This window comes from Spongiivirga citrea, assembly GCF_010671565.1.
Lineage (GTDB): Bacteria > Bacteroidota > Bacteroidia > Flavobacteriales > Flavobacteriaceae > Spongiivirga > Spongiivirga citrea.
This window is the reverse complement of sequence record NZ_JAABOQ010000008.1, coordinates 42,890-54,925: the sequence shown is the minus strand read 5'-3', so window position 1 is coordinate 54,925 and position 12,036 is coordinate 42,890. Positions and strand designations below refer to the sequence as shown.

The following is a 12,036-nucleotide window of genomic DNA, read 5'->3' as shown; positions in this document are numbered from 1 at the left end:
TGTCTTAGTCTTTTTGTTGAAATCCGTGTACCATGGCGTATTTTTTCTTGCGATATAGCTCGGTAATAACTGTCATTAATTTTTCGCGAAGTAATAAGCCTGTTATACCAAGCACCACAAATACGATATTGGCTACCATCATCGAAGTTGTATAGTATAAAATGGCATATAATACCATAGGAAATATCATAAGAGGTATACCAACTAACCACTGGGCAGCACCCATACCCTGCATATTGCCTATGGAGCTTTTTACCAAGTCAATTCGTTTCTTGTTCATAGACCCAAAGAATAGGACGATGGGAATATTAATACCGGCATTATAAACTGCACAAGACAGGTTTACCATGAGCACATCCCAACCAAAATATACATAAGGAGTTGTGATTACTGCCATAAAAACCACACTCGCCATCATAAGGCCAGCTTTAGAATCGAGGTAGCGACGTAGCGGAATATTTTGTGCCATGATCATATTGTAATAGGCGCTATCCCAAGCGGGTATAAACTGCCCAAAATTGATCATAAAAATTCCAGTCATTAAAATGCCAATTAGCACCAGCATAACGGGCAGTTCTCTATTCATACCCGTCGTATACATAAATAGCCCATACAATGCAAAAGCAAAACACATTATTGCTTGTGTTCTTGGACGCTTATTTCTCCAAATAAGGCGAAGATCCATTTGAAGGAATGGTGCTATACTTCCAAAACGCTTTGTCCAGCTTAAATCGACAGTTTTGGCTTCTTTGGTTTTCTTTTTAAGCGTTTGATCTAGATATAATCTGCTTATTAAGTACTTAAAATTGATTCGATAAGTGATAAATACCAAGGCTGCAGGAATCAATACAAAAAGCGGATTTTCATACAACGCATAAAAATAGGGCGCAGTCAACTTCGGGATATCGACAACCTCAAAATATTGCAGCCCGATAATGGATGCAACAACAACCAAAACAATAATAAATGCCTTATCATTTTTATTAATAATAAAGTTGATGAAGTTGAGGGTTAATATGATAAAAACGATTGCAACAAACCACAACAGCACATTCAAAGCCGGATAGCCTTGAAAAAGTAGCACAACCGTAAACGGAATAAAAGCAAATAAGGGTAAGAAATTAAAAAACGAAAAAGCCGATTTCCCAAGAATGTAATTCGTGATTTTTTTATCAGAAATTGGCAGGACCAGAAAGGGTTTGATGTTTAGAACTGGTAGTTTTTGCATGAAATAACGCAGTAGCATTTCATACAGCACCCAATAGATCAGGAATTCTGACACCTTTAAAACGGGATTGATATCAGGAAATTGATCTTCTAGAATATAGAACAGTGCTACTCCTAATGAGATGAAGGAGATGGCCATATAAAATGCCATAAACACCATAAAGATTTTCATAGCGACATTCTTGCCAAAGCTTGCCGATCTAAAAAAGGATTTCCATTCTAGCGATAGAAAATGCTTTATCATTTGTAGTTAGTTTGATGTATAGGTAGTAAAGTTGATTGTTTTGTTACAAATGAAAACCAACTTGCTTAGTTCAATTCTAGTTTTTTAAGAAGGTTATTGCATTTGCTCAACTCATTTTTATAAACTATAAAACCTGACCAGCTTATTAGAACAGAAACTAAGATTATTAAAATCAATAAGAAAATCGGGTAAGCTGCTATTTCTATTGAAAATAGGTATTGTGGTATTGTTAATAAAGGATAACCAATCCATAATCCATTTACAGAAAGTAACATTGCCATTTCAAAATACAGTGATCGTTTATGTCTTTTTCTTACAAATCTAAATTGATGTATGTACATTAAAAGAGTTGGCAAGAAAACTAACAGTGCGGTAATAGCGTAACTAGCTTTTCCTGGTAGGATTGTAAAAATCAGATACAAAAGCGCGACAAGAGATACTAAAAACAAAACCTTAGAAGGAGACTTAATCCAGTTAATCGCTGTCCTGTTAATTTGTCTATTGTATTGTTTATGAAGCTCTTTTCGCTTAACGCCCAATAATTTTTGATAGCCAAAATTATCCACGTAAATGCCATTTTCCTTATTCCAACCACTAAAATCTTGTGCCAATACATACTTAGAAACTTTGTTTCCAAAGCTTTTATGAACCTCTAAAAAACTTTCGTCATAGCTCAAACCAGATCCCATTTTTTCTTCAATAGCATTTATAAAATGATCGGCTAATTCTAAGCGAATATCCCAATACTTTACTCCGCTTTTTATGAGGAACTTGTCAATGTTTTGTATTTGCTCCTGGCTTAGTTTCATTTTAGACATTTAAAAGTCGATATTCTTCGTATTCATTGCTTAAAAACTCATGTGCACGACCTGGCAGTACAATATGAACTATGTATAATAACACAATAAACAAGACCGTGATTATTGAAATAACAAGTATTATAGAACTGCTGGTTAAAGTGCTACCATGACCAAATATTAAGTTTGGCAATTGTACTAAACTTATACCAATAAAACCGACATTACCCGTTTTTGAAATAATATCTTCTAAAAGAAAAATAGGTTTTTTTACAACTTTATTATTTGCAATCATTGTCTTCCTCCTTCTCATACTTTTAATTAGAAAAACAAATCCAGTAAGCACCAAAATCATATAACAAATAACAATAGCATCAATTCTATACGGTGCTGAAATAATATTTAAACCACTAAATACTAAGGCGGTAAACAGGATTAAGACAATCACTTTTGGCCAAGAAAAATACGACTTAAAAAAAATCCAAATCAATTTGTAATATCGTTTATTCATCGCCTTAGTTTTCTCTGCAACAACATCAGCAAAACCGCAAACACCAAATTTTTTAAACTCGACTTGCAAAGCATTTTCAAAACTCAAATTGGGATTTCCTTGCCATTGCAACTCAATGCCATTCGCCAAATGATCAACCAATTCTGTCTGCACATCAAAATGCTCAACATAATGTTTGCTTGTAAAGTGGTATAGGTGATCGATATGTCGTTTAGTAAGTTTCATTTTTACTCAATACTCCATTTAGGATTCAACAATGTTTCCATATTCCTGATATATTCCTCTAACTCGCTGAGCCGATTGACAGTTTCCTTCTCACCACTTTCCGTAAGCTTATAATATTTGCGTACACGATTATCCACCTTTGCCATTTCGACATCTAGTAAACCTTCAGCTTCCAGCTTATGCAACGCGGGATACAAAGCACCTTCGGTAATGGTCAATTCTCCTTTGGTGAGTTCCTTTACTTTTTGAGTAATCTCATAACCGTACATCTTGTCAGTCCCTTCTAGCAACTTTAAGATGATGGTATTCAAACTGCCTTTATATAATTTAGAATTTCCCATGGCGATTGATTGATTTCTTAGTGCCAATATATACATAATTTTCTTATGCATAAAATTCTTAGGTATTATTTTTTGAGATTTGAGATTTTAGTATTAAGATTAGAAATCATCCATACTGGGAATACCCCTCACCCTAACCCTCTCCCCTAGGAGAGGGAACAAAATTCCTGACTTTCCACTTTAATCTTTCATCCTTTTCCTCTTCTAAACCTTTCCACTTCATCAAGCCGTTTCTTACTTTTGCATAAAATTGCATTGTATGAGTCAGTTTCACTCGTTAAGAGTTCAAGAAGTGCGTCGCGAGACACCTAGTTCTGTTTCTATTTTATTTGAAGTACCTGCGGAATTAAAGTCCGATTTCGATTTTAAAGCAGGTCAATATATTACCATAAAACATACTATTAATAATGAAGAAGTACGTCGTGCGTACTCGATTTGCAGCACTCCGCATAGTGGTGAGTTGCGAGTAGCGGTAAAAGAAGTTGCGGATGGAACTTTCTCAAAATATGCCAATAATCAACTTCAAGCTGGCGACAACTTAAAAGTAATGTTACCCGATGGACGATTCATTTTTGAACCATCTAGTGCTAGCAGAAATATTGCTGCCTTTGCCGCAGGAAGTGGAATCACTCCCATATTAAGTATTGCCAAAAGCGTTCTTGAAAAAGAATCAGAAAGTAATTTTGTGTTGGTTTACGGGAACAAAACTCCAGAAGAAACGATATTTCATAACGAATTGCAGCGATTAAAAGAACAATTTCCTGACCGCTTTTTTCTTCACCTTATCTATAGTAAAGCAAATGAGGAAAATGCCCTTAAAGGCCGTATAGAGAGCTCTACCGTTAATTATGTGCTGAAAAATAAGTATAAAGACATCACTTTTGATGCATTTTATTTGTGCGGACCCGAGCCGATGATTAACACTGTTTCTGAAAAATTGAAAGAAAATAATATCGCTGAAGAAAAGATATTTTTTGAGCTGTTTACGGAATCTACAGATACAGAAACCATAGAAGTTGCTGAAGATGGTATGACACAGGTTACGGTTTTAGTTGATGATGAAGAAACTTCATTTAGTATGGAGCAAACCAAAACTATATTAGAAGTTGCTCTTGAAAATGATGTTGATGCACCCTACTCCTGTCAAGGCGGCGTTTGTAGCAGCTGTATAGGACGAATCACTGAAGGAAAAGCCGAAATGCGTCAAAATAATATTCTTACGGATAGCGAAGTTGCTGAAGGTTTAATTTTAACTTGCCAGGCACAGCCGACAACTGCGGTTGTGAAGGTTGATTATGATGATGTTTAGTCAAATTCCAAGCACCACCAAAGCAAAGTTTTAGTTTAGTAGACTCACTATCTTATTCACCACATCACTAGGTTTAATACTAGCAATTGCCTTTTCGTAACCAGTAGGAAACTTATTGCCATAAATAGAGGTTGGAATTAACGGATATTGCGCTCTATCTGCTAACAACGTATTGCCTCTATCTTGACCAAAAGGTGCAAAACCTGCAAATGGATGTGTCACGCCCCAAAGTGTTATAGTAGGGACTCCGTACATAGCAGCAAGGTGGCCATTTCCTGAATCCATTGACAACATGAGGTCTAGATTGGAAATGAGTTGAAGTTCTTCTTGAAAACTTAATTTGCCAACTACATTAACTGCGTTTCCATATTTACTTGCAATATTATTGAGCAAATCAGCTTCTTTCTTACCGCCACCAAATAACAATAGCTTGTATTTCCTGGTTTCAGAAAGTGATGCGATTACCTGCATGAGTTGTTCCAGCGGATATGATTTTGATTCGTATTGTGCGAAAGGTGCAATTCCAATCCACTGTTTTCCATCATGACCAGCTAAATCTTGAATCGTAGGATTCAATTCCATTTTAGTTGGAAACTCATGTTTTGAAAGGTCCGCATGCAATCCTAGTTTACGAAATACATCGGCATAGCGTTCGTGGGTAGTTTTTAGTTGTTTAAAGGCTGAGATATTTCCGCTGGTCAACGCTTTTTTATCCGATCTCCCTTTATCTATTTGGACTACTTTGGTGAAGTATATTTTGAAAAATAGTTTTAGAATATTCGACCTAAGTACGTTGTGTAAATCTGCTACCGCGTCGAAACGAAGTAATCGTAATTCTTTCGAAAGTTTGAATAATCCCAAAAAACCTTTATGCCTTCCTTTTACATCTACTTCAATAAAAGAAACATTGGGAATCTCATTAAAAAAAGGTTTAAAAAACGCTCTGGATAGCACGGTAATTTGTACTTCAGGATTTTGCTGCACCACGCAACGAATAACCGGAACTGTCATAGCAACATCACCCATTGCCGATAGGCGAATGATCAGGATGTTTTTAGGTGGTTTTACAACAGATAATTTCATTTAAAAGAGCGCTTTGTTATTCTTTAATTCAGATTCTATATCAACCCATTTAACACTCCAATTATCTTTCGAATATTCGCCAGTAGTATAAAACAAAAATTTATTGTCGTTTGTTACATATGGATTTCCTTGCCCGGTATTATTGATTTTATTGTTCAGTTTTTTGGTATTTATCCATCCCCCATTTCCGTCATTATAGCTTACCATTAAGTCAAGCTGTTTTCCTATTGAAGCAAAAATCAGATAGTCCTCTTGAGGAGAAACGTAAGGTGTGCATTTTCCAGTTTGTGAATTCATCCAAATGGATGATTTTTCTGCGTCTTGAAACATACCATTCACTTGTTTTGAGTGATAAATATCCATTTCACTATAGTCCAAATTACTCATGTGAAAATATAATGTTCCTGAATTAGTAATGGTAGGATGAGAAACTAGTTTTTTTCTCAAATTAGGAATGTCTACAAAAGTTGGCTCTTTCCATTCTCCATTGACTTTATTTGATTTCCAGATATGCCAGGTTTCTGTAATGCCTTCAATATTTGTTGGTCGGGTTGAACTAAAATAAATTGAATTTCCATCGGGAGAAAAACTCATTCCGTGTTCATTATACTGGCTATTGAAAAAAGCCTTTTGAGGTTTAGTCCAACTTCCATTTAATTTTTTAATAGTATAAATATCGAATTGCTCAAATTTCGTATCAGATAAAGTATAATAATATGCTTCCAAGTCGGGGCTAAATATCCCTTTATGAATGAGTTTATCTTTAGGAGTTAAGCTTTCTTTAAAGTCAATGGGAGAATCAACAGGAACTATCCCCGTCAAAAACCGTATTTTGTTATTCTCCATTTCATTTTTGCAACTCAATAAGCAAACTAAAACTAGTATTATAATATTGAGTTTCCTCATTGCTTTACTTCTGTCCTCTAAGTACTGGATTTAGCTCATCGTCATTATACATCTTCATCTGCTTATAGACTTTCATATATTTATTTCCCACTTCGATATCGGCTAATAGTTGGTCGATTGCTGTTGAAAGGTCAACACGCTGTTCCAATAACACATCCAATTTTTTCTGACATGCAGCTTTATGCTCTGCAGAAGCATCCGTCCTGTTTACCTCTTCTTGCATATGGTAAATTTTTAATGCAAGAATCGAAAGACGATCGATCGCCCATGCTGGACTTTCAGAATTTATAGTTGCATCACTTTTAGTAGCAACATCTTTGTATTGATCAAGAAAATAACTGTCTATATACTCTACCATATCGGTTCGATCTTGATTTGAAGCATCGATCTGGCGTTTTAATTTCAACGCTCCAACCGGATCGATTTCTGGATCGCGAATAATATCTTCATAATGCCATTGTACAGTGTCTATCCAGCATTTTCTGTATAATAAATGTTCGATTGTATTAGCTGAAAACGGGTTTTCAAAAGGTTGATCAACAGAATCAATCTCGTGATATTTATCAATTACTTGTACAAAGGTATTATTAGCAAGTTCAGTAAACATAATATGGTATTTTCTTGGGTCAAAGATACTTTTAATTCTGTAATTTTAAGCGGACCATGCATCAACTTAAACCATCGCTATGATCGTTCATAATTTATCGGAGACTCCATCAATATTAAACACTTTTTTATCTGAATTAAGAGATACAGCTATTCAAACCGACAGGATGCGTTTTCGACGAAATATCGAACGAGTAGGTGAGATCATGGCGTATGAAATAAGTAAAACAATTTCGTATTCAAATCAAGCTACTACAACTCCTTTAGGTATATCAAATAGTAAGTTGCCTGATGAAGAAATTGTTATTGCCAATGTCTTGCGTGCTGGTTTGCCGTTACATCAAGGCATTCTAAACTATTTTGATAAGGCCGACAACTCCTTTATCTCCGCCTACCGTCATCATGAAGAAGATCCTTCAAAATTTGAAATTATTGTAGAATATCTAGCCTCACCATCATTAAAAAACAAAACATTAATCCTAGCCGACCCAATGTTGGCTAGTGGTAAGTCAATGGTTAATGTTCATAACGCATTATTGAAAATAGGAAAGGCCAAATCAATTCATCTAGCAGCTGTCGTTGCCGCCCCTGAAGGAATCGAATACATTAGCAAGCATTTTGATAGTAATACCCATTTGTGGGTTGCCGCGATCGATGAAAAATTGAATGATTATGGTTATATCATTCCTGGTTTAGGTGATGCTGGCGATCTTTCGTTCGGCACAAAATTACAGCACTAATAATACAATTGGTAGTATGACCATTAACCACAAAATCCCTTCTTGAAGCCAAATTCGTTTAAGGTTCTCTAAATAATTGGTCACAAAAACAGCTAGAGGAAAAATCATAAAAATAAGTTCTGATCCGTTTTTATCTGGTGCTACTAACGCAATCATAATCGCAATTGTAAACGAAACAAGAATCAAGAAAATTGAGTTTTGAATTTGATAGGTTTTTTTTCGTTGCTGTTTTAAATAAACTAATAAGGAAGCAGTAAATAACAAGACTAAAAATGCAAGTCCGATTGTGATATTTAAATTTGACAAATAAGGTGAAAAGTCAAAATTCTTTCGGTTGCCTAATAAGGTATCTATCAACTCTAAATTATTGCTTAAAAAAAGGATGGTGAAAATTAAAAAAGAGGTGAGCAGGACAGTCAATGGTGGCACCAACCAATTTTTATAGTCTTCAGAAACGTATAATAAAATGGTAATGAAAACAAGTAGCAGAAAAAGAATGCTCCAAAAATAAATAAGTGTTGCAAGTACAATCCAGAAAGTCGCATCAAACAACCTGCGCTTTACATCACTAAGGGATCTAATACTTATAGTACGACGAATTGCTAGAATGATTAAGATATTCGAAAGGATGACACGCCAATCCAAGAAAATAGATGGAAATAAAGCGATAAACAGCAAAAACAGTAAAATCACATAGGAGTTTTGTTTAGTAAGCGAATTACGCTTTGAGATAAAATCAATCAAGAAAATAGCAAATAACAAAGCCAAAAGTCCAACTGTCCATTGTAGTATTATTTGTGGTGTGACCAGCGTATCTAATAAAAAGATATTATATGACAGATGACCCAAGCCAATAAATACCAACACCAAGACAAAATTTATGGGTTTCGATTTACTAAATATGCTTGATATCAACATGTGTTTTTGTACTTTTGCAGGGTAAATATAGGTAAACCCTAATTTTAAAAGAATGAAAGATTTTTTTTACGCGATAGCTGACTTTTTTGTTGATTATGGTTTCGCACCTTACGATGCCTTGCGCGCTATGGAACTTGAAAACTGGTGGACAGCTAATATGTTTAGCTGGTTGTTTACGATTATTGGTTTCGCGGCATTCATTTATTGGATGAAAGAGTTAAAAACCTTTAATGATAATAACGAAGAAGATAAATCAGTTTCGGCTCACTCTTTTTTGTGAAATAATTTAAACTTTTTCTTTTACCTACGAACTTAACATTTTGCGCCTTAATTTTGCCATTTTTAAATACCGTAGCTGTGGCTATGCTATTAAAAAATGTCTTCATTAAAACACAAAAGCCAAAATTCTCGGTTTAAAATAAAAAATTGAAATTACTTCTATAAGTCAAAACCGATATCCTTACGATAATACATCTTATCAAATGATAGTTTTTCTAGATTTTGATAAGATTTTTTTATGGCTTGTTTGAAATCATCTCCAAAAGAAGTGACTGCAATTACACGACCGCCATTGGTTACAACCTTACCATCTTTTATTGTTGTTCCTGCTTGAAAAACAAGTGAATCTTCAATAGTGTCGATTCCCCTTATTTCTTTTCCTTTTTCATATGCGTCAGGATAGCCGCCTGATACAGCCATAATAGTTGAAGTAGAACGCTCATCAATATCTAACTTAATAGTTTCCAGTTTTTGATTAGCAACAGCTTCAAATAATTCTAATAGATCATTTTTTACTCTTGGTAAAACGGCCTCAGTTTCCGGATCACCCATTCGCACATTATATTCAATTACAAATGGATCATTCCCAACCTTGATCAAACCAATAAAAATGAATCCTTTGTAGGGAATATTGTCTTTTTGGAGTCCGTTTACAGTTGGTTTAATGATTCTTTCTTCAATCTTATGCATGAAATCAGAATCCGCAAATGGAACGGGAGAAATAGCACCCATACCGCCAGTATTTAATCCAGTATCGCCTTCACCAATTCGCTTATAATCTTTTGCTGTTGGAAGGGTCAAATAATTTTTCCCATCAGTTAAAACAAAAACAGAAAGTTCAATTCCATCTAAAAATTCTTCAATAACAACAGTTTGGCTTGCGTTTCCGAATTTTTGATCAATTAACATCGATCTAAATTCTTTTTTAGCTTCTTCTAAATTTTCGATTATTAAAACTCCCTTACCAGCTGCGAGTCCATCAGCTTTTAAAACGTATGGTGACTTTAAAGTTTCAAGAAAAGCACATCCCTGTTCGACAGTTTCTCTAGTAAAGCTTTGATATTCTGCAGTGGGAATTTCATGTCTAGTCATAAACTCTTTAGCAAACTCCTTACTTCCTTCTAGCGTTGCGCCAAGCTTTTTAGGTCCAATAACCGCGATATGCTTTAGCTCCAAATCAGCCAGAAAAAAATCATGAACACCTTGTACTAAGGGATCCTCAGGCCCCACTACAACCATTGAAATATCCTCACCTAAAACCAACCTCTTTATGGCATCAAAATCAGTTGGAGAAATTGCAACATTAGTTGCCACGTCTTTAGTACCAGCATTACCTGGAGCCACATAAAGATTAGTGCATTTTGCACTTTGGGCAATTTTATAAGCGAAGGTATGTTCGCGACCGCCTGAGCCTAAAATTAGGATGTTCATTGAAATTGAATTTATTGGCGTAAAAGTAACAGTTTATAAAAGTAAGTTCAAGTTACATCCCTTTAAATCTACCTTCAAAGAGATACTTTTTTATTTATTTCATTAAACCGCTTAATTCCTGATGATACGACTACTTAAAATACTCCGCTTTTTGAGTAATAGCGGGATGATAATCGAGAGAAAAACAATTCCGTTAAATCGCACCAACATCGACTCAAAAAACAATGAGGTAAATAAGATTAGAAATACGGCAAATTCATTTTTACTACGCCTTAAACGCCTTCCCAAAAGGAAGAAAATTGCGATTAACACTCCAGCGCCCAGAATTCCTGTTTGCAGCATAGTTTGAAGAAATTGATTATGGGCATTGTACTTTTCCATTTCATTTCTTTGATAACCAAGCTCTCGATATTTTTTAATCAGCATTGTGTTCGCATCTCCTAGTCCATACCCAAAAAGAGGTTGCTCTTTAATTAACCGTATACTTGCATCCCATGATTGTATTCTAGCCTTCTCAGAGGCTACCTCCTGATACATTTCTGTTTGATCATACTCCTTTATTCGTTGATAAAAATCAAATATTCTTGGGTTACTTAAGAACACAACTAATCCCAAAATCAAGATTACCGTAGCCATGTATTTCTGATTCTTGTCTTCAATCTTAATGATGAATAATACTGACATTATGGTCAACATTAGGTAGGCTGTTTTGGACGCTAAAAGAAATAGGTAAAGAAATAGAATAATAAGAACAGTAAGCCTTAGACCAGATTCAATTTTGTTTTTAAGATAATAACCTAGTACTAACAAGATATATAGTGACAAATAACTAGGGTTGACCAAACTCGAAAACTGTGCACCAATGAAGTTATCAAGCCCTTTTACAATGCTATCTATAAATCCATAAACACTATTGTAATTAACTTTATCAAGATCTTCCAATGATCCTTGTAATGCAATCCCAATATTGACGAAAAAGGAAATTACAAGGCCTACCAACAGGAAATCGAATAGCTTCTTTACTGATGATGCATCTTCTTTTACGAATAAAAAAATGATAGGGAAAAATAACAATGACAGCGACCTTATTAACAAATCAAATCCAGAAGAAAGATCCCTTGTATAAAACAAACTGATTGCAATTAATAAGAAGTATAGCGGTAGTAATAAAAGGGCTTTATTATCGGCCACAAAATCAGTTTTTGATTGAAAAATGTTCACAACACCAAGTATAATTGCCGCAACAAAGAATGGCGTAGGTAGATTAATTCCTAATGGCAATAAAAGAAAAGCAACATATAGGCTATTCCAAAATATAGTGCGAACCCAATTATTTTTTTCAAAATAGAATATGTCGGTTAGGTTGGGCACTAATAAAATTTATTATTTTATTCATGACAATTTCGGAATTGAATTCCG

The 12,036-nt window shown here is 34.8% G+C and carries 13 protein-coding genes; 3 read left to right on the top strand and 10 right to left on the bottom strand.

Features of this window, described 5'->3' with window-relative positions; genetic code table 11:
- Positions 1 to 4: 4 nt before the first annotated feature.
- The 4 genes from GWK10_RS17090 to GWK10_RS17075 all read right to left on the bottom strand — a co-directional run bounded on the left by GWK10_RS17090 (position 5) and on the right by GWK10_RS17075 (position 3,345).
- Positions 5 to 1,471 carry a DUF5687 family protein gene (locus GWK10_RS17090; RefSeq protein ID WP_164033618.1) on the bottom strand — a complete coding sequence of 489 codons (1,467 nt, stop codon included), beginning with the start codon at positions 1,469 to 1,471 and terminating at the stop codon, positions 5 to 7.
- A gap of 65 nt (positions 1,472 to 1,536) precedes the next feature.
- On the bottom strand, positions 1,537 to 2,280 hold the full coding sequence (locus GWK10_RS17085; RefSeq protein WP_164033617.1) for a hypothetical protein: 744 nt from the start codon (positions 2,278 to 2,280) through the stop codon (positions 1,537 to 1,539).
- 1 nt (position 2,281) lies between these two features.
- On the bottom strand, positions 2,282 to 3,004 hold the full coding sequence (locus GWK10_RS17080) for a hypothetical protein (RefSeq protein ID WP_164033616.1): 723 nt from the start codon (positions 3,002 to 3,004) through the stop codon (positions 2,282 to 2,284).
- Between the two features lie 2 nt (positions 3,005 to 3,006).
- Complete coding sequence (locus GWK10_RS17075; protein ID WP_164033706.1) at positions 3,007 to 3,345, bottom strand: PadR family transcriptional regulator; 339 nt, start codon at positions 3,343 to 3,345, stop codon at positions 3,007 to 3,009.
- Between the two features lie 259 nt (positions 3,346 to 3,604).
- On the opposite strand from GWK10_RS17075, the gene GWK10_RS18715 reads away from it, so the two are divergent.
- Positions 3,605 to 4,654, top strand: a complete 1,050-nt coding sequence (locus GWK10_RS18715; protein WP_164033615.1) for a ferredoxin--NADP reductase — start codon at positions 3,605 to 3,607, stop codon at positions 4,652 to 4,654.
- Between the two features lie 30 nt (positions 4,655 to 4,684).
- Here the strand turns inward: GWK10_RS18715 and GWK10_RS17065 are convergent, their stop codons facing one another.
- The 3 genes from GWK10_RS17065 to GWK10_RS17055 form a co-directional block, all read right to left on the bottom strand.
- Entirely contained in the window at positions 4,685 to 5,737 is a 1,053-nt protein-coding gene (locus GWK10_RS17065) for a glycosyltransferase family 9 protein (RefSeq protein ID WP_239540789.1), read from the bottom strand.
- A complete protein-coding gene (locus GWK10_RS17060) occupies positions 5,738 to 6,583 on the bottom strand; it encodes a TolB-like translocation protein (protein WP_164033614.1) in 846 nt (281 codons plus the stop codon).
- A 64-nt stretch (positions 6,584 to 6,647) separates the two neighbouring features.
- A complete protein-coding gene (locus GWK10_RS17055; RefSeq protein ID WP_164033613.1) occupies positions 6,648 to 7,250 on the bottom strand; it encodes a DUF4254 domain-containing protein in 603 nt (200 codons plus the stop codon).
- A gap of 79 nt (positions 7,251 to 7,329) precedes the next feature.
- Here GWK10_RS17055 and upp point away from each other — a divergent pair, with 79 nt between their 5' ends.
- Positions 7,330 to 7,989, top strand: a complete 660-nt coding sequence (upp, locus tag GWK10_RS17050; RefSeq protein WP_164033612.1) for a uracil phosphoribosyltransferase — start codon at positions 7,330 to 7,332, stop codon at positions 7,987 to 7,989.
- Here upp and GWK10_RS17045 read toward each other — a convergent pair.
- Positions 7,978 to 8,907: a DUF6427 family protein gene (locus GWK10_RS17045; protein WP_262886667.1), complete on the bottom strand. Its 930-nt coding sequence runs from the start codon at positions 8,905 to 8,907 to the stop codon at positions 7,978 to 7,980. The two genes, upp and GWK10_RS17045, sit on opposite strands and share 12 nt — an antisense overlap.
- A gap of 52 nt (positions 8,908 to 8,959) precedes the next feature.
- Between GWK10_RS17045 and GWK10_RS17040 the strand changes: the two genes are divergently transcribed.
- A complete protein-coding gene (locus GWK10_RS17040) occupies positions 8,960 to 9,187 on the top strand; it encodes a DUF6341 family protein (RefSeq protein ID WP_164033610.1) in 228 nt (75 codons plus the stop codon).
- A 158-nt stretch (positions 9,188 to 9,345) separates the two neighbouring features.
- On the opposite strand, the gene purD is transcribed toward GWK10_RS17040, so the two are convergent.
- Positions 9,346 to 10,617, bottom strand: coding sequence for a phosphoribosylamine--glycine ligase (gene purD, locus GWK10_RS17035; protein ID WP_164033609.1), 1,272 nt, complete (start codon positions 10,615 to 10,617; stop codon positions 9,346 to 9,348).
- Between the two features lie 111 nt (positions 10,618 to 10,728).
- Entirely contained in the window at positions 10,729 to 11,988 is a 1,260-nt protein-coding gene (locus GWK10_RS18670; protein WP_164033608.1) for an O-antigen ligase family protein, read from the bottom strand.
- Positions 11,989 to 12,036: the final 48 nt, after the last annotated feature.